Annotated in this window: 19 protein-coding genes; 15 read left to right on the top strand and 4 right to left on the bottom strand. The window is 64.5% G+C overall.

Annotated features, from left to right (window positions below; translation table 11 throughout):
• The first annotated feature begins 147 nt into the window (after window positions 1-147).
• The 15 genes from urtA (at window position 148) to DCM80_RS17660 (ending at window position 14,213) form a co-directional block, all read left to right on the top strand.
• Window positions 148-1,470 carry an urea ABC transporter substrate-binding protein gene (gene urtA, locus DCM80_RS17590; protein WP_028138525.1) on the top strand — a complete coding sequence of 441 codons (1,323 nt, stop codon included), beginning with the start codon at window positions 148-150 and terminating at the stop codon, window positions 1,468-1,470.
• An 84-nt stretch (window positions 1,471-1,554) separates the two neighbouring features.
• A complete protein-coding gene (gene urtB / locus DCM80_RS17595; protein WP_257192852.1) occupies window positions 1,555-3,162 on the top strand; it encodes an urea ABC transporter permease subunit UrtB in 1,608 nt (535 codons plus the stop codon).
• Window positions 3,159-4,328: an urea ABC transporter permease subunit UrtC gene (gene urtC / locus DCM80_RS17600; protein ID WP_257176633.1), complete on the top strand. Its 1,170-nt coding sequence runs from the start codon at window positions 3,159-3,161 to the stop codon at window positions 4,326-4,328. Before urtB ends, urtC begins: the two co-directional genes overlap by 4 nt.
• A 6-nt stretch (window positions 4,329-4,334) precedes the next feature.
• Window positions 4,335-5,096: an urea ABC transporter ATP-binding protein UrtD gene (urtD, locus tag DCM80_RS17605; RefSeq protein WP_257192853.1), complete on the top strand. Its 762-nt coding sequence runs from the start codon at window positions 4,335-4,337 to the stop codon at window positions 5,094-5,096.
• Window positions 5,097-5,099: 3 nt separating this feature from the next.
• Window positions 5,100-5,795, top strand: a complete 696-nt coding sequence (urtE, locus tag DCM80_RS17610) for an urea ABC transporter ATP-binding subunit UrtE (RefSeq protein WP_257192854.1) — start codon at window positions 5,100-5,102, stop codon at window positions 5,793-5,795.
• A 31-nt stretch (window positions 5,796-5,826) separates the two neighbouring features.
• Complete coding sequence (locus DCM80_RS17615; protein WP_257192855.1) at window positions 5,827-6,657, top strand: urease accessory protein UreD; 831 nt, start codon at window positions 5,827-5,829, stop codon at window positions 6,655-6,657.
• 36 nt (window positions 6,658-6,693) lie between these two features.
• Window positions 6,694-6,996: an urease subunit gamma gene (locus DCM80_RS17620; protein ID WP_007605424.1), complete on the top strand. Its 303-nt coding sequence runs from the start codon at window positions 6,694-6,696 to the stop codon at window positions 6,994-6,996.
• 170 nt (window positions 6,997-7,166) lie between these two features.
• Window positions 7,167-7,472 carry an urease subunit beta gene (locus tag DCM80_RS17625; RefSeq protein WP_025576653.1) on the top strand — a complete coding sequence of 102 codons (306 nt, stop codon included), beginning with the start codon at window positions 7,167-7,169 and terminating at the stop codon, window positions 7,470-7,472.
• 57 nt (window positions 7,473-7,529) lie between these two features.
• Window positions 7,530-8,069, top strand: coding sequence for an HD domain-containing protein (locus tag DCM80_RS17630; protein WP_257192856.1), 540 nt, complete (start codon window positions 7,530-7,532; stop codon window positions 8,067-8,069).
• A 34-nt stretch (window positions 8,070-8,103) separates the two neighbouring features.
• Window positions 8,104-9,819: an urease subunit alpha gene (ureC, locus tag DCM80_RS17635; RefSeq protein WP_257192857.1), complete on the top strand. Its 1,716-nt coding sequence runs from the start codon at window positions 8,104-8,106 to the stop codon at window positions 9,817-9,819.
• A gap of 127 nt (window positions 9,820-9,946) precedes the next feature.
• On the top strand, window positions 9,947-10,246 hold the full coding sequence (locus DCM80_RS17640; RefSeq protein WP_027573733.1) for a putative quinol monooxygenase: 300 nt from the start codon (window positions 9,947-9,949) through the stop codon (window positions 10,244-10,246).
• Between the two features lie 11 nt (window positions 10,247-10,257).
• Window positions 10,258-10,893, top strand: a complete 636-nt coding sequence (ureE, locus tag DCM80_RS17645) for an urease accessory protein UreE (RefSeq protein ID WP_257192858.1) — start codon at window positions 10,258-10,260, stop codon at window positions 10,891-10,893.
• Window positions 10,874-11,602 carry an urease accessory protein UreF gene (locus DCM80_RS17650; protein ID WP_306594653.1) on the top strand — a complete coding sequence of 243 codons (729 nt, stop codon included), beginning with the start codon at window positions 10,874-10,876 and terminating at the stop codon, window positions 11,600-11,602. Before ureE ends, DCM80_RS17650 begins: the two co-directional genes overlap by 20 nt.
• A 40-nt stretch (window positions 11,603-11,642) precedes the next feature.
• Window positions 11,643-12,266: an urease accessory protein UreG gene (gene ureG, locus DCM80_RS17655; RefSeq protein ID WP_257192859.1), complete on the top strand. Its 624-nt coding sequence runs from the start codon at window positions 11,643-11,645 to the stop codon at window positions 12,264-12,266.
• A 288-nt stretch (window positions 12,267-12,554) separates the two neighbouring features.
• Complete coding sequence (locus tag DCM80_RS17660; protein ID WP_257176643.1) at window positions 12,555-14,213, top strand: HWE histidine kinase domain-containing protein; 1,659 nt, start codon at window positions 12,555-12,557, stop codon at window positions 14,211-14,213.
• Here the strand turns inward: DCM80_RS17660 and DCM80_RS17665 are convergent.
• The 4 genes from DCM80_RS17665 to DCM80_RS17680 form a co-directional block, all read right to left on the bottom strand.
• On the bottom strand, window positions 14,210-14,824 hold the full coding sequence (locus DCM80_RS17665) for a TetR/AcrR family transcriptional regulator (protein ID WP_257192860.1): 615 nt from the start codon (window positions 14,822-14,824) through the stop codon (window positions 14,210-14,212). The genes DCM80_RS17660 and DCM80_RS17665 overlap by 4 nt on opposite strands.
• Window positions 14,825-14,912: 88 nt before the next feature.
• A complete protein-coding gene (locus DCM80_RS17670) occupies window positions 14,913-16,085 on the bottom strand; it encodes an OpgC domain-containing protein (protein ID WP_257192861.1) in 1,173 nt (390 codons plus the stop codon).
• A 176-nt stretch (window positions 16,086-16,261) separates the two neighbouring features.
• Window positions 16,262-16,717, bottom strand: coding sequence for a hypothetical protein (locus tag DCM80_RS17675; RefSeq protein WP_257192862.1), 456 nt, complete (start codon window positions 16,715-16,717; stop codon window positions 16,262-16,264).
• A gap of 96 nt (window positions 16,718-16,813) precedes the next feature.
• A complete protein-coding gene (locus DCM80_RS17680) occupies window positions 16,814-17,185 on the bottom strand; it encodes a YqjD family protein (RefSeq protein WP_028138509.1) in 372 nt (123 codons plus the stop codon).
• Between the last annotated feature and the right edge of the window lie 7 nt (window positions 17,186-17,192).

Genomic DNA, 17,192 nt, shown 5'->3' on the forward strand with positions numbered 1-17,192 from the left:
TCCGATTTCTCAAAATTTTGACAGTAAAATCAATAAGTTGAATGGTGTTCAGCCCATGGCACGGTTCTTGCGAATCCGTTAATCGCAGGCGGCCGTGGGGCCGTTTCGCAGCGTTTTTCACGTCTGCGTCAGGGAGATGAGACACTCATGCTTAGCAAATCTACTCACGATATAGCGGCATCATTTAGCCGCCGCGGTGTGCTCGCCGCGACCGCTGGACTGGTGCTCGGTCTGGCTTCATTGACTGGCGCGAAGGCCGCGGACGACACCATCAAGGTCGGCGTGCTGCACTCTCTGTCCGGCACCATGGCGATCAGCGAAACCACGCTGAAGGACACCATCCTTTTCCTGATCGACGAGCAGAACAAGAAGGGCGGCGTTCTCGGCAAGAAGCTCGAAGCCGTCGTCGTCGACCCCGCGTCGAACTGGCCGCTGTTCGCCGAGAAGGCGCGCGAGCTGATCACCAAGGACAAGGTCTCGGTCGTGTTCGGCTGCTGGACCTCGGTGTCGCGCAAGTCGGTGCTTCCGGTGTTCAAGGAGCTCAACAGCATCCTGTTCTACCCCGTGCAGTACGAGGGCGAGGAGAGCGAGCGCAACGTGTTCTACACGGGGGCGGCGCCGAACCAGCAGGCGATCCCCGCCGTCGACTATCTGATGAAGGAAGAGAAGGTGAAGCGCTGGGTGCTCGCGGGCACCGACTACGTCTATCCGCGCACCACCAACAAGATCCTGGAAGCCTATCTCAAGTCCAAGGGTGTCGCCCAGGACGACATCATGATCAACTACACGCCGTTCGGTCACTCCGACTGGCAGACGATCGTGGCCGACATCAAGAAGTTCGGCTCGGCCGGCAAGAAGACCGCGGTGGTCTCGACCATCAACGGCGACGCCAACGTTCCCTTCTACAAGGAGCTCGGCAACCAGGGCATCAAGGCGAAGGACATCCCGGTGGTCGCGTTCTCGGTCGGTGAGGAAGAACTCGCCGGCATCGACACCAAGCCGCTGGTCGGCCATCTCGCCGCCTGGAACTACTTCCAGTCGATCAAGTCGCCGGAGAACGAGAAGTTCATCAAGGCGTGGCAAGCCTACACCAAGAATCCGAAGCGCGTGACCAACGATCCGATGGAAGCGCACGTGATCGGCTTCGACATGTGGGTCAAGGCGGTCGAGAAGGTGAAGTCGACCGATCCCGACAAGGTCATCGACGCTCTCCCGGGCATCGAAGCCAAGAACCTGACCGGCGGCACCTCCAAGATGCTCCCGAACCACCACATCACCAAGCCGGTGTTCATCGGCGAGATCAAGGGCAACGGCCAGTTCGACGTGGTCTGGAAGACCCCGAGCCTCGTCGCGGGCGATGCCTGGTCGAAGGAACTCGATGGCTCCAAGGACCTGATCGGCGACTGGGTCGGCAAGAAGTGCGGCAACTTCAACACCAAGACCAACAAGTGCCTCGGTTCCGGCTCCTGATCCGGATCTGACACGCCATTGCGCGACCGGAGAAGGCGGCGATCCCGCCGCCTTCTCCACCCATTCCCGCCGGGGTCATTCACAGTGCCAGCCTATTTGTCCGCGCGCCTCTGCTCGCTTGCGCTCTCGCTATTGCTGATCGCGTTCGCGCTGCCGGCCTTCGCCGGCCCGTTCGAGGACGGAGTCGCCAAGTTCGCCAATGACGATTTCTCCGACACGGAAGAAGCGATCGGCGCGGTCGCGAGCAGCGGCAACAAGCTGGCCTTCCCCATCATCAGCGCGCTCCAGGACGGCCGGTTGATGGCCGATCCGGACAGCAAGAAGGTTTACGTCACCGGTACCGACGGCAAGTCGATCGACGCCGCGACCGGCGAGGCGGTGGCCAGCGTTCCCGATAGTGCGAGCGCGGTGCGCCTCAACAACCGTCTGCGCCGCAGCGTCGATGCCGCGATCGGCAGCCTGACGCTGCAATCGCCGGATGTCGGAACGCGCCTGCAGGCCGCGCAATCGGTCTTCAAGTCGCATGAGGAGACGGCGCTCGATGCGGTCGATGCCGCGCTCGCCAAGGAAGGCAACAGAGCGGTCAAGACGGCCCTCGGCGAGGCCCGCGCCGCCATCCTGCTGTTCAAGTCCGATGCGACCGAGGTCGAGAAGCTCGAGGCCGTGGCCACGCTCAAGGCGCGCGGCGACCAGGACGCGCTGGCGCTGCTCACCGGCATGGGCGACCAGCCGGCCTCGGTGACCAAGGCGGCCGCGAGCGCGATCGGCTCGATCCAGAGTTCGCTCGCGGTTTGGTCCATGGTGCAGAACGCCTGGTACGGCCTCTCGCTGGGCTCGGTGCTGCTGCTCGCTGCGATCGGACTCGCCATCACCTTCGGCGTGATGGGCGTGATCAACATGGCGCATGGCGAGATGGTGATGCTCGGGGCCTACACCACCTTCGTGGTGCAGGAGGTGATCCGCACCCGCTATCCTGGCCTGTTCGACTATTCGCTGCTGATCGCCGTGCCGCTCGCCTTCCTCGTCGCCGGCGCGATCGGCGTCCTAATCGAGCGCAGCATCATCCGCTTCCTCTACGGCCGTCCGCTGGAGACGCTGCTGGCGACCTGGGGTCTCTCGCTGGTGCTGCAGCAGGCGGTGCGCACCATGTTCGGCCCGACCAACCGCGAGGTCGGCAATCCCTCCTGGATGAGCGGCGCGTTCGAACTCGGCCAGATCACCATCACCTATAACCGGCTCTGGATCCTGCTGTTCACGCTTGCCGTGTTCGCGATCCTGCTCGCGATGCTGCGCTACACCGCGCTCGGCCTCGAGATGCGCGCGGTGACGCAGAACCGACGCATGGCGGCCTCGATGGGCATCGCGACCTCGCGCGTGGACGCACTGACCTTCGGTCTCGGTTCGGGCATCGCTGGCATCGCCGGCGTGGCGCTGTCGCAGATCGACAATGTCAGCCCCAATCTCGGCCAGAGCTACATCATCGACAGCTTCATGGTCGTGGTGTTCGGCGGGGTCGGCAATCTCTGGGGCACGCTGGTCGGCGCCTTCACGCTCGGCATCGCCAACAAGTTCCTCGAGCCGGTCGCCGGCGCCGTGCTCGGCAAGATCGCCATCCTGGTCCTCATCATCCTGTTCATTCAAAAGCGGCCGCGCGGTCTGTTCGCGCTCAAGGGCCGTGCGGTGGAAGCATGACCCCTCACATGCTGACGCGATCGCTGGACCGCAGCGCGACGATCTTCCTTGCCGTCGTCGCGGCCTGCGGCATCCTCATCCCGCTCTCCAACCTGCTGCTGCCCGCGGGCTCGTTCCTGCAGGTGCCGACCTATCTGGTCGCGCTCTGGGGCAAGTATGTCTGCTACGCGATCCTGGCGCTGTCGATCGACCTGATCTGGGGCTATTGCGGCATCCTATCGCTCGGTCACGGCGCTTTCTTTGCGCTCGGCGGCTATGCGATGGGCATGTACCTGATGCGGCAGATCGGCACCCGCGGCGTCTACGGCAATCCGATCCTGCCCGATTTCATGGTGTTCCTGAACTATTCGAAGCTGCCCTGGTACTGGTACGGCTTCGACATGTTCTGGTTCGCCGCCCTGATGGTGCTGGTCGTGCCGGGGCTGCTCGCCTTCTGCTTCGGCTGGCTCGCCTTCCGCTCCCGCGTCACCGGCGTGTACCTGTCGATCATCACGCAGGCGATGACCTATGCGTTGCTGCTCGCCTTCTTCCGCAACGATTTCGGCTTCGGCGGCAACAACGGCCTGACCGACTTCAAGGACATCCTCGGCTTCAACGTCCAGGCCGAAGGGACGCGCGCTGCCTTGTTTGCGTTGAGCTGCCTGGCGTTGATCGCCGGCTTCCTGATCTGCCGTGCCATCGTCTCGTCGAAGCTCGGCAAGGTGCTGATCGCGGTGCGCGATGCGGAATCGCGCACGCGCTTCCTCGGCTACCGCGTCGAATCCTACAAGCTGTTCGTGTTCACGGTGTCGGCCTGCATGGCCGGCGTCGCCGGCGCGCTCTACGTCCCGCAGGTCGGCATCATCAATCCATCCGAGTTCGCGCCGGGCAATTCGATCGAGGCGGTGATCTGGGTCGCGGTCGGCGGCCGCGGCACATTGGTCGGCGCCGCGCTCGGCGCCGTCGTCGTCAACTATGCCAAGACCTTCTTCACTTCGGGCGTGCTCGCACCGTACTGGCTGTTCATGCTGGGCGCGTTGTTCATCCTGGTGACGCTGCTGCTGCCCAAGGGCATCGTCGGCACCTTCAACGCCTGGTGGGACCAGTCCAAGGAAAAACGTAACGCCGCGACCATGGCGAGTGCCGCGGCCGAGGACGGTGTTACCGAACCCAAGATGGCGGAGTAGGCGCACATGAACGTCATGGACGGCCGCACCACATCCGCAATGCTCTATCTCGACGGCGTGCACGTCTCGTTCGACGGCTTCCACGCCATCAACAATCTTTCGCTGACGCTCGAGCCCGGCGAGATGCGGGCCATCATCGGCCCGAACGGCGCCGGCAAGACCACGATGATGGACATCATCACCGGCAAGACCAAGCCTGACGAGGGGACGGTTCTGTTCGACGGCGTCACCGATCTGACGCGGCTCGACGAGACCCGCATCGCCGAACTCGGCATCGGCCGCAAATTCCAGAAACCGACCGTGTTCGAGAGCCAGACCGTGCAGGACAACCTGCTGCTCGCGCTCAATGTCGACCACAGTGTCAAGGGCACGTTGTTCTGGCGCGGCAGCAAGGCCGAGTCCGAGCGCATCGACAAGGTTCTGGAGACGATCCGCCTCACCGACGCTCGCAACCGCCTTGCCGGCAGCCTCAGCCACGGCCAGAAGCAATGGCTGGAGATCGGCATGCTGCTGGCGCAGGATCCCAAGCTGCTGCTCGTCGACGAGCCCGTCGCTGGGATGACCGACGTCGAGACGCATCTGACCGCCGAGCTGCTGAAAGAGATCAACAAGACCCATACCGTGATGGTGGTCGAGCACGACATGACGTTCGTGCGCGAACTCGGCGTCAAGGTCACCTGCCTGCATGAAGGCACGGTGCTCGCGGAAGGAACCATCGACCAGGTCTCGTCCAACGAGCGGGTCATCGAAGTCTATCTGGGGCGCTGAGCGATGCTTGAGGTCAAGGACATCAACCTGTTCTACGGCGCCGCCCAGGCGCTGCGCGGCGTCTCGATCTCGGCCGAGCCCGGCAAGGTCACCTGCGTGCTAGGTCGCAACGGCGTCGGCAAGACCTCCCTGCTGCGTGCCATGGTCGGGCAATATCCGATCTCGTCGGGTGCCATCGTGCTCGACGGCAGTGACATCACCGGCTTGAAGCCCTATGAGCGCGCCCGCAAGGGCATCGGCTTCGTGCCGCAGGGCCGCGAGATCTTCCCGCTGCTGACGGTCGAGGAGAACCTCAAGACCGGCTTCGGCCCGCTCAAGCGCGAGGACAGGCACATTCCTGATGACGTGTTCTCGCTGTTCCCCGTGCTGCAATCGATGCTCGGCCGGCGCGGTGGCGATCTCTCCGGCGGCCAGCAGCAGCAGCTCGCAATCGGCCGAGCGCTGGTGATGCGGCCGAAGCTGCTGCTGCTCGACGAGCCCACCGAGGGCATCCAGCCCTCGATCATCAAGGACATCGGCCGCGCCATCTCGTATCTGCGCAACCTCGGCAACATCGCCATCGTGCTGGTCGAACAATATCTCGACTTTGCCTGCGAACTCGGCGACAGTTTCGCGGTGATGGATCGCGGCGCGGTGAAGTTCACCTGCGACCGCGCCAACCTCGACGCGAGCGAGATCAGCCGCCAGATGGCGCTGTAGATCATCCTGCCGCGACCGGCTGGGGAGACGGATGCGCAGCGACACTTTGGCGACATCTTCTGTGTTCGAGGCCAACCGCGCCCGCGGCGCCGTGCGCTTCGACGTGCACGCCCGCGAGGGCGTGACGCGGCGCGGCGCCTTGCATGAATCCGGCTCGCTCCGCGTCCGCTTTCCCTCGCCGGAGGATCATGGCCTCTCCGGCGTGTTCGTCAACACGGCCGGCGGGGTTGCCGGCGGCGACAGTTTCGATATCGACGTCACGGCAGGCCAAGGCTCGCGCCTGACGCTGACGACGGCGGCCGCCGAAAAGGTCTATCGCGCACCGGGGCCGGCAGCGCAGCTCAACATCGCTTTGCAGGTTGGCGCAGGGGCGCATCTGTCGTGGCTGCCGCAGGAGACCATCCTGTTCGACCGCGCCCGGGTGCAGCGCCGTTTCGACATCGCGCTCGACGAGGTCGCCTCGCTCCTGCTCTGCGAGATCGTCGTGTTCGGCCGCACTGCCATGGGGGAGCGGATGGAGACGGGCGAGTTCGTCGACCGCTGGCGGTTGTCCCGCGGCGGCAGGCTGGTGTTCGCCGAGACTGTCCGGCTTGACGGTAACATCGGCGCAAAGCTCGCGCGATCGGCCGTTGCCAAAGGCGGCGCCGCGATCGGCACGGCCCTGATTGTGCCCGGCGACGAGGCCCTGGTCGAGCGCATCCGCGAGGCCTCTGATTCGTTCGCCGGCGAGGTCGGAATCTCGGCCTGGAATGGCTTTGCAATGGCGCGGTTCTGTGCCCAAGATGCGGCGCGTTTGCGCGCCGACATGACGGCCGTGCTGGCACGCACCGGCGCGGCCTTGCCGCGGCTCTGGCTGAATTGACTGCTGAACTGACGAGTTGAACGGAAGAGATTCTGCATGAACCTGTCTCCCCGCGAAAAGGACAAGCTTCTGATCTCGATGGCGGCGATCGTGGCGCGCCGCAGGCTGGACCGCGGCGTCAAGCTCAACCATCCCGAGGCGATCGCCATCATCTCCGACTTCATCCTCGAAGGCGCGCGCGACGGCCGCACCGTGGCCGAGCTGATGCAATCCGGTGCGCAGGTGCTCACCCGCGATCAGGTGATGCCCGGAATTCCCGAGATGATCCACGACATCCAGGTCGAGGCGACCTTTCCTGACGGGACGAAGCTGGTCACCGTGCACGAGCCGATCCGTTGAGACACGACGCCATATCAACACCGTCATGCCCGGGCTCGTCCCGCCTGCGCGGCCGAAGCCGCTTCGGCGCGGCGAAGGCCCGGGCATCCACGACCTTCGAACCAGATGGCTCCACGTGGATGGCCGGGACAAGCCCGGCCATGACGCAGCAGAGCAAGACGAGGTAGCACATGATCCCCGGCGAACTCTTCATCCAGGACGGCGAAATCGAGCTCAATGCCGGCCGCAAGACGGTGACGCTGACGGTGGCCAACACCGGCGACCGCCCGATCCAGGTCGGCTCGCACTACCATTTCTTCGAGACCAACCCGGCGCTGAAGTTCGACCGCAAGAAGGCGCGCGGCATGCGCCTCGACATCGCAGCCGGCACCGCCGTCCGCTTCGAACCCGGCCAGACCCGCGACGTCCAGCTCGTCGCCTTGGCGGGAAAGAAGACCATCTACGGCTTCCGCGGCGACGTGATGGGGAAGCTGTGACCTCCGCAGGAACGAGCACGACGCGACATGGTTGAGGCGGAAACGGAGGCCCTTTCCATGCTCTCGCCAATCCGCCTCGTCTCCGAAGCTGCCGAGTTCGCCGCGCAGCGCCACAACGGCATGGCGCGCAAGGGGCGTGGCAACGAGCCCTACATCAATCATCTCGCCGAGGTCGCGAACCTGCTTGCAACCGCAACTGATGGTGCCGACGCGGAGCTCGTGGCGGCCGGCTGGCTGCATGACACCATCGAGGACACCGACGCCACACGCGCGGAGCTTGTACAGAGATTTTCCGAGCGAGTCGCTTCACTCGTCGTTGAATGCACCGATGACATGAGCCTGCCGAAAGCGAAGCGGCGGCAGAAGCAGATCGAGGACGCGCCGCACAAATCGCCGGGCGCCAAGCTGATCAAGATTGCCGATAAGATCAGCAACACGGGCGCGCGCATTCAAACCGATCCGAGTGCCGCTGAGCGCGAGGATCTCGCCGACTACGTCGAATGGGCGACGCAAGTCGTGGCGGGTTGCCGCGGCGGCAATGCGTGGCTCGACGAAAGATTCGATGATGCCGTCAAAGCAGCGAGGGCGTTGCTGTGACCACCCAAACATTCAAAAGCAAGCGGGGCTCGTGATGTCCGTCAAGATGAAGCGTTCCGTCTATGCCGACATGTTCGGCCCAACTACCGGCGACAGGGTGCGGCTCGCCGATACCGACCTCATCATCGAGGTCGAGAAGGATTTCACCACCTATGGCGAGGAGGTGAAATTCGGCGGCGGCAAGGTGATCCGCGACGGCATGGGGCAGTCACAGGTCACCAACAAACAGGGCGCGGCCGACACCGTCATCACCAATGCGCTGATCGTCGATCATTGGGGCATCGTCAAGGCCGACGTCGCCATCAAGGACGGCCTGATCGCAGGCATCGGCAAGGCCGGAAATCCCGACATCCAGCCCGCCGTCACCATCATCATCGGCCCGGGCACCGACGTGATCGCGGGCGAAGGAAAGATCCTCACCGCCGGCGGCTTCGACAGTCACATCCATTTCATCTGCCCGCAGCAGATCGAGCACGCGCTGATGTCGGGCGTCACCTCGATGCTGGGCGGCGGCACCGGTCCCTCACACGGCACCTTCGCCACCACCTGCACGCCGGGACCGTGGCATATCGCACGGATGATCCAGTCGTTCGACGCCTTCCCGGTCAATCTCGGTATTTCCGGCAAGGGCAACGCCTCGCGGCCCGCAGCCCTGGTGGAGATGATCAAGGCCGGCGCCTGCGCACTCAAGCTGCACGAGGACTGGGGCACAACGCCGGCTGCGATCGACAATTGCCTGTCGGTTGCCGACGCTCACGACATCCAGGTGATGATCCACACCGACACGCTGAACGAATCCGGCTTCGTCGAGGACACCATCAAGGCCTTCAAGGGCCGCACCATCCACGCCTTCCACACCGAAGGCGCCGGCGGCGGCCATGCGCCCGACATCATCAAGGTAGCGGGGCTCAAGAACGTGCTGCCGTCGTCGACCAACCCGACGCGGCCATTCACCCGCAACACGATCGACGAGCATCTCGACATGCTGATGGTGTGCCACCACCTCGATCCCTCGATCGCGGAAGACCTGGCGTTTGCCGAAAGCCGTATCCGCAAGGAGACCATCGCAGCCGAGGACATCCTGCACGATCTCGGCGCGCTCTCGATGATGTCCTCGGACTCGCAGGCGATGGGCCGCCTCGGCGAGGTCATCATCCGGACCTGGCAGACCGCCGACAAGATGAAGAAGCAGCGTGGCTCCCTGCCGCAGGACAAGGGCAAGGACAACGATAATTTCCGCGTCAAGCGCTACATCGCCAAGTACACGATCAATCCGGCGATCGCGCACGGCGTGTCGAAGCTGATCGGCTCGGTGGAGAAGGGCAAGCTCGCCGATCTCGTGCTGTGGTCGCCGGCCTTCTTCGGCGTCAAGCCGGACTGCATCGTCAAGGGCGGCAGCATCGTCGCGGCGCCCATGGGCGATCCCAACGCTTCGATCCCGACGCCGCAGCCGGTGCACTACCAGCCGATGTTCGGCGCCTTCGGCAAGGCGCGCACGGCCTCGTCTGTGGTCTTCACCTCGAAGGCCGCCGTGACCGGCGGCCTGGCGCGCAAGCTCGGCATCGAGAAGAAGCTCTATGCCGTCCAGAATACCCGGGGCAAGATCTCGAAAAAGAGTATGATCCACAACGACGCCACGCCCGACATCGAGGTCGATCCGGAGACCTACGAGGTGCGCGCCGACGGCGAGCTGCTCACCTGTGCACCCGCCGAGGTGCTGCCCATGGCGCAGCGTTATTTCATGTACTGAAATAGCGCCTCGACGCATGTCCCCGGCGGGTGTCCGGGGACGGCTTTTTGCGGTTTTGCGTTCGGTCCCGCCTGGTCTAATGTCCGCCCGGTATTGAACCCTAGAAGAAAAGCCGGGAGGATTTCTCGTGATCTATGTCGTCGCCACCCTGACCATCAAGCCCGAGACGCGCGCCGAATTCATTGCAGCGGCCACCGCCTGCATCAAGGAGACGCGGAAGGAGCCCGGCAATATCGCCTACGATCTGCATGAAAGCGTCACCGATCCCAGCAAGATGGTGTTCGTCGAGCAGTGGGAGAACGCCGAGGCGCTGGTGCCGCATCGTGGCATGGAGCATATGAAGACGTTCGGCCGCGTCGCTGTGAAGTGCTTCACGGCGCCGCCGAAGATCGAGGTGATCACGCCCGAGAAGGTCGAGACACGGTAAAGAGGTAGAGTATGATCCGGGCGACGCAGGTTAGGGGGCAGCACCGCTTCACGGAAGCGCCGGCGGACACGGTCGTGCTCGATTTCGACGATCGGCACCGCCGTCGCATGGCGATGACGGGCACGCGGGGGCTCGAATTCCTGCTCGACCTCGAGCACGCCACAGCGCTCCGCGGGGGCGATGCGCTGGTGCTCGAGGACGGCCGCCTGGTCGAGGTGGTCGCGGCGCCCGAGCCGCTGCTGGAAATCCGCGGCCGCGATCCGCATCACCTCATTCGTGTCGGCTGGCATCTCGGCAACCGCCATCTGCCGACTCAGATCATGGCGAAGGCCTTGCGCATTCGCCGCGATCACGTCATCGAGGCCATGGTGAAGGGCCTCGGCGCGCGTGTGATCGAGATCGAAGCGCCGTTCGATCCCGAAGGCGGTGCCTATGCAGATGCCGGTCACGCGCATGGTCACGACGACCACGCGCATCACGATCACGGCCATCATCATGATCATGGCCATGATCACCATGGCCATGATCACCACGACCACCATGGTCATGCCTCACATGACCACGGTCACGACCACCACCATCACCACGACGAGCATTGCGACCACCCTCAGCACCACGGCCACAAGCATGCTCATGACCACAAATGAGCCGATCAGCGCCGGTGGCCTTGACGAGGGCGAGGCGGCGGCGCTGTATCGGCTGATGACCTGGCTGTCGCCGGCATTCCCGGTCGGCGGCTTTTCCTATTCCAGCGGCATCGAATGGGCGGTCGAGGCGGGCGATATCGTCGATGCCGCAACGCTGGCGGACTGGCTCGACGCGATGCTCCGTGACGGCTCCGGCTTTTGCGACGCGACGTTCCTGGTCCATGCCTATCGCGCCGCGGAGGCGGATGAGAAGGCCGCTTTGAACGACATCGCCGAGCTGGCCGCGGCCTTCGTGCCCTCGCGTGAGCGACAGCTGGAGACGAGCTCGCAAGGCCGTGCCTTCATCGACATCGCCCGCGCCGCGTGGGATGCCGACGGGCTGGATGCCATGGTTGCAGGATGTCGAACGCCGATGGTCTATCCTGTCGCCGTCGGCGTCGTCGCGGCTCAGCACGGCGTTCCGCTGGCGCCGACGCTGCACGCGTTCCTGCATGCGCTGGTCTCGAACTGGATTTCCGCGGCCAGCCGCCTCGTTCCGCTCGGCCAGACCGACAGCCAGCGCGTGCTGGTGCGGCTGGAAGCCGCCGTGGCCGCGACTGCGAATCGCGCGCTGAACGCGACCTTGGACGACCTCGGCAGCGCGACCTTCCGCGCCGACCTCGCCAGCTTGCGGCACGAGACACAATATACGCGGCTGTTCCGGTCGTGAGCGTGCTGCGCCTTCAACCCTTCGAGAGAGAGCGAGTTGCATGTCGAAATCTCACGGCCCCTTGCGAGTCGGCGTCGGCGGTCCAGTCGGATCGGGCAAAACCCAGCTGATGGACCTGCTCTGCAAGGCCATGCGCGAGCGCTATGACATCGCCGCCATCACCAACGACATTTACACCAAATGGGATGCGGAATTCCTGGTGCGATCGGGCTCGCTGACGCCGGACCGCATCGCCGGCGTCGAGACCGGTGGCTGTCCGCACACCGCGATCCGCGAAGATGCCTCGATGAATCTGGCTGCTGTCGCGGACATGCGCGCCAAATTTCCCGGGCTCGATCTCGTGCTGATCGAGTCCGGCGGCGACAATCTCGCTGCCACCTTTTCCCCGGAGCTGGCCGACCTCACCATTTACGTGATCGACGTCGCCGCCGGGGACAAGATCCCCTCCAAGGGCGGCCCCGGCATCACCCGGTCCGATCTCCTGGTCATCAACAAGATCGACCTCGCCCCCCATGTCGGCGCCTCCCTGGAGAAGATGGACACGGACGCCAGGCGCATGCGCGGCGAGCGTCCTTTCGTCATGACCAACCTGAAGAAGAGCCAGGGGCTCGAGCGCATCGTCGGTTTCATCGAGACCAAGGGCGGCTTGAACCGGGCAGGCTGACGGCGCGACCACTTGGCGTACGCTCATTTCGCCGTTAACCTCGCCGTCGAGCCGCAACGACGGAACAAATTTCGGACACGGCGATTGATTACCTCCGGCGCCCCGGGCATTCCGTCATGGCCGGACCGGACGGATTAAGCTTTTCAGGCGACCTACGTTGCGTACCGATGTCTCCTCCTTCATTATCTCCGCCACTGGAGTCCATCCTGTTTCGGCACATGGCCGTTCGATCGGCGTTCATATGCTCCCTGTTTGTTGCCGACCTCCTGCATTGGCCTGAGTAGTCGCGTGGTCCGGCTGGGTTTCATCATCGGTTTCATCGCGCTGCTTGGAGCCCTGCTCTCCGGGCTTGCAGCCTATCGCGTCCACGACCAGGAATTGGCGCTGGACCGGATCGCGCTCGCGCGTGCGATCGACGTTCATGCCAGCCTGGTCCAGGACCGGCTCACCGAGCGCGAGCTGCTCGCGCGCGTTGCCTCGGGCCTGTTCCGCAGGCCGTCCGTGATCAATCCGAACATGCTGGAGCCGCTGCGCTCGGCCATCTACGCCTTCAAGACGGATTTCGTCGTGGCCGGCTGGATCGCGCGGCTGAAGCCGGACGAGCTGACCGCGGCGCAGGATGCCATTGCCGGCGCCGGCTTCCCGAATCCGAAAATCCGCAGCTTTGACGACAAGCCGATCAATCCGGCCGAGATCACCTCGCCGATCGACGTGCTGCTGGATCTCGAGCCGCGCAGTGACGAGACCAAGGCCCTGCCGGGCCGCAGTTACGACCAGGACCCGGTTCGCAGCGCCATGCTGACGCGCGCCAGGACCGAGAAGAAGTCTGTGGCTTCGGACCCGGTTCCGCTGTTGCACGCAAACGGTCCCGTGGGCGTCATTGTGGCTGCGCCCGTCATTCCCGAAGGGGCGACCGAGCCGGCCGGTTTCATCACGTTCTCCTACGAGCTGGCCACGCTGATGTTGACCAACGACGACATGTCGTTGTTCTCGGTCGCGCTCAGGGATCCGCGCAAGGAAGGCGGCGAGCTGATCTCCAACGACCAAGGCGTGGTCTCGACGCGCAGCGTGGCGGACGGACCGGCACCGTCGGCGATGCGCACGGTGAGCTTCGGTGGCCGCGATTGGCAGCTCGGCTATTACGCCAAGACCAACTCGGTGCGCCGTGCCGAGCAGACCGCGATCATCGTGGCGGCCATCGGCTTTGCGATCACTGCGATGGTGTGCGGTCTGTTCGGCTATGTTGCCTACAACAATCTGCGGCTCAGTCGGGAAATCCAGGTCAGGATCGGCTTCGAGCGCCGGCTGACCGCGGTGATCGACGAGCTCAACCACCGGGTCAAGAACATCCTGGCGGTGATCCAGTCGATCGTGACGCGCACCTTGCGCCATGGTGCGGACATCGACGTCGCCCGCGAGCTCCTGATCGGGCGCATCCACGCCATGTCCAATGTGGTCTCGCTGCTCAGCGAAAGCCAGTGGCAGGGCGTGAAGCTCAAGGGCCTGTTCGAGGCTCGTGCGATCCCGCATGCCGACCGCATCGCCGTCACCGGTCCCGATATCGCGGTCAGCGCGCGCGCGGCGCAGAGCCTGTCGCTGCTGTTCTTCGAGCTCGCCTCGCATTCCGACGAAGGCCTGTCGCTGGTTGGAAAGCATCCGCACATCACCGCGAATTGGACGGTGACGGGCGAGGGCAGCGAGGAGATCTTCAATTTTCGCTGGGAGGAGTTCAATACCAGCGAAGCGACCCGCCGCCCCGATTCCGATTTCGGCCTGATCCTGCTCGACCGTGTCGCCCCCGAGGCGCTCGGCGGCACCGCCAAGCGCTATTTCACCGACGTCTCCTACGTCTATGAGCTCACCGCCCCGATGGAAACGGTGGTCGACATGACCGAACGCGATCGCACGGACAAGATCTCGGCCCCGGTGCGGCCTGCTCGCGGCTAAGCTTTCGGCCGCAAGATCAGATCGACCAGATTGCGCGCGTAGCCGGGCGTGATCGGCGCGATGCCGAAGACGTAGCGGTAGAACAGGCTGCCGTAGATCGCGTCGTAGAGGTCCTCAGCCGGGCCTTCGGCCAGGATGCTGCCGTCGTGCTGGCCCGCCGCGATCATCTCCACCAGCGCGTCGCGACGGAATTGCAGATAGCGGGCATAGAACAGTTCGGCGGAGCCGGTCTTGGAAATGCATTCGGAGATGACGGCGAGCTGCACCTTGCCGAACTCGCCCTGGAGCGCCTCGGCATAGGCCGCGGCGTGACGGCGCGCGCGGGCGGCGGGGCTGCCGGAGCTCACCGGCGGCAGCGGCAGCATCTGCGCCGCATGTCGAAGAAAGGCGTCGATCAGGAGCGCCTCGCGCGACGGCCACCATTTGTAGATCGTCATCTTGGAGACGCCGGAATGGCGGGCGACGGCGTCGATGGTGGTGGCCGCAAGGCCGGTGGACGCCATCAACGCATAGGCGCTTTCGAGAATGGCGTTGCTGGTCTCGATCGATCGCGGCCGGCCGCGCCGGGGGGCGCCGTCGGCCCCGTCACCCCCGCCATTCGCCGTCACCACGCCCGGTCTCCTCGCGCACCCGCTCTTGCTCCGGGATAGCGCAGCCGCGGCGGCCGGCCTAGGGAAATCGCGCTAAAGCGCGATGCGATCAGGCTGCGCGCCTTTGCGGATCATACTCTAGGCCCCCCTGCCGCAACGCCTCGGGCAGATCCTGCCACTTCGACCAGGCGACGTAATAGGCCACCGCGGTCATTGCGGCGAATCCGGCGAGGCTCACCACGATCTGCATCGCGACCAGATTGGCGCTGGTGATCAGGATGAGATGCCCGGCAAAGGACAGGAACACTCCGACGCAGAACACGGCAAGCCATTCCTCGCCAGATCTGATGACCGCTTGGAGCGGTTTCAAACTCAGGCCGGGGTGATCGGCCGGAATGAGATGGGTCGCGAGGAAGGCGAGTGCGAGGAAGTGAACCACGCGATAGGGCGCGAGATTTTCCTTGTCGGTCGGCGCGATGCCGGCGAGGAGAAGGTCCGGCAGGTAATGGGACAATTGCGGCGAATGGCGCAACAAGGTGACGGCCATCGCGAAGACCAGATAGGTCCCGGCGAGTATCCGTAGCCAGGGCATGTCGCGTAGCGTCCGCCCCGATGCGCCAGTCACGGCGAACCAGCCTCCGAGCACCATCAGCATCTGCCAGCACAGCGGGTTGAAGGTCCATTCCTGATCCGGATAGACCCGAAAATTCCAGTCGAACCAGCGCGCGGCAAGATACAGCGCGACCGATGCCGCCAGCGTCACGTTCGGCCTCCGCAACAACCCCCACAGGGCCAAGGGGAAGAAGGCCATCAGCGGGATCATCAATTGCAGGAGATCGAGGTTCCGCGGCTCCTCCTGGAGCACGAGGCCGCGGACCAGGATGCGCAGCGGGTGCTCAAGGATTCCCGAGATGTTGTATTGGTGGATGATCTCCGGCGCCATCGACTGCGAGGCGACGTAGGCGATGGTGGCGATGTAGATCACGAACAGCACGACATAGGCGGCATAGAGCCGCCAGACGCGACGGAAGATGCGCGTTGCAGCGACGAGATAGCCGCGCTCCAGCGCGATCCGGCCGTGGATGATCGCGACGCCATAACCGACCACGAAGACGAACAGGTCGGCGGCGCCGCTGAAACCGAAATTGCGCAGCGTCAGCAGGTTGACGATGTTGTTCGGGATATGGTCGACGAAAACCGACCAATTGGCGATGCCGAGCGTCAGATACAACCTGGCGTCATGACGGAATGCGGCAAGGTTTGCCTGGACGGACGGTTTCATTGAGTAAATTAGCTTTGAGAATCAGGGTGACGCTTTTAGCGGCAACCGGCGGCCCGTCCGAGTAGCGTTTGCGTGAGTGACGGTCGGGCGCTCAAAAGGACGCAGAATCGGGCGAATGAATGCCGCCGCGGGCCCACCCTCGTCCTCGACGAAATTTTCTCAACGTGGTGCCGTCCTTACTCGGCCGGTTCGGCCGCCGCCTCGTCGGGCATGCCGGCGCGGCTCGCGAGGATGCCGAGCGCGACGCCGCCGATTGCCAGGATCGGCAACAGCCGCTTGACGCCGATGGCGCGAACGATCTGGAGCCCGGTGGCGAGCAGCATGGGGTCTGCGAGCATGCTCGAGGCCGCCGTCTTCGCGGCGCGCTCGGCCGCGATCTGGGCTTGCTTGCGCAATTCGCGCTTGTAGGCCCAGTAGCTCACTGCTGCGGCCAGGGACAGGAGGAAGAAAACGCCGGCTCCCGCGAGGCAGGCTTGCACCGGACCGTAATTGTTGAGCACGGAGATGAATGCAGCCGCGCACAGGAAGCACGTGGTGATGAACAGCGCGAACGCCGCACCCGCGGCCAGGGAGGTCAGCCGCACGGTCGTGCCGGTGGATGCACTGATCCCGTCGATGATGCGCTGAAACATGGCCTTGCTCCTCAAATCCCCAACAGCCTGTCCGTCCGTCCACAAGCCGGCATCGGCGGCGCGGTAACGCCGCCGTTCCATGTCCGCTCGCGTGTTCTACCGGCGCCAGGCGGCCCCGATCAGGAAGCCGATCCCGAGCGCGAGTCCGACGGTCGCGAGCGGCCGCTGCGTGATCGCGTCTTCGAGCGTCTCCTCGATCGATCCATAGGCCTCCTGGGCCGCGCCCATCATCGCACTGCCGCGCTCCGACATGTCGTCCATCGCGGTGTCGACATTCTCGCGCGCCTGGCGGTAGCCGCGGCGGGCCTGCTTGCTGGTGGAATTGGCGAAGGTGTTGAGCGCGTCGGTGATCTGGTCGGTCAGGGCGGCGATATCGCTTTTCACGGCTGCTACATCCTTTTCGAGGCGTTCTCTGGTGGCTTTGTCGGTCCAGTCTTTCATCCCGGCTTCGGCACTGGTCGTGGACATCGGGAGC

Origin of the sequence: Bradyrhizobium sp. WBOS08, from assembly GCF_024585125.1 — a bacterium.
GTDB classification, from domain to species: Bacteria; Pseudomonadota; Alphaproteobacteria; order Rhizobiales; family Xanthobacteraceae; genus Bradyrhizobium; species Bradyrhizobium japonicum_B.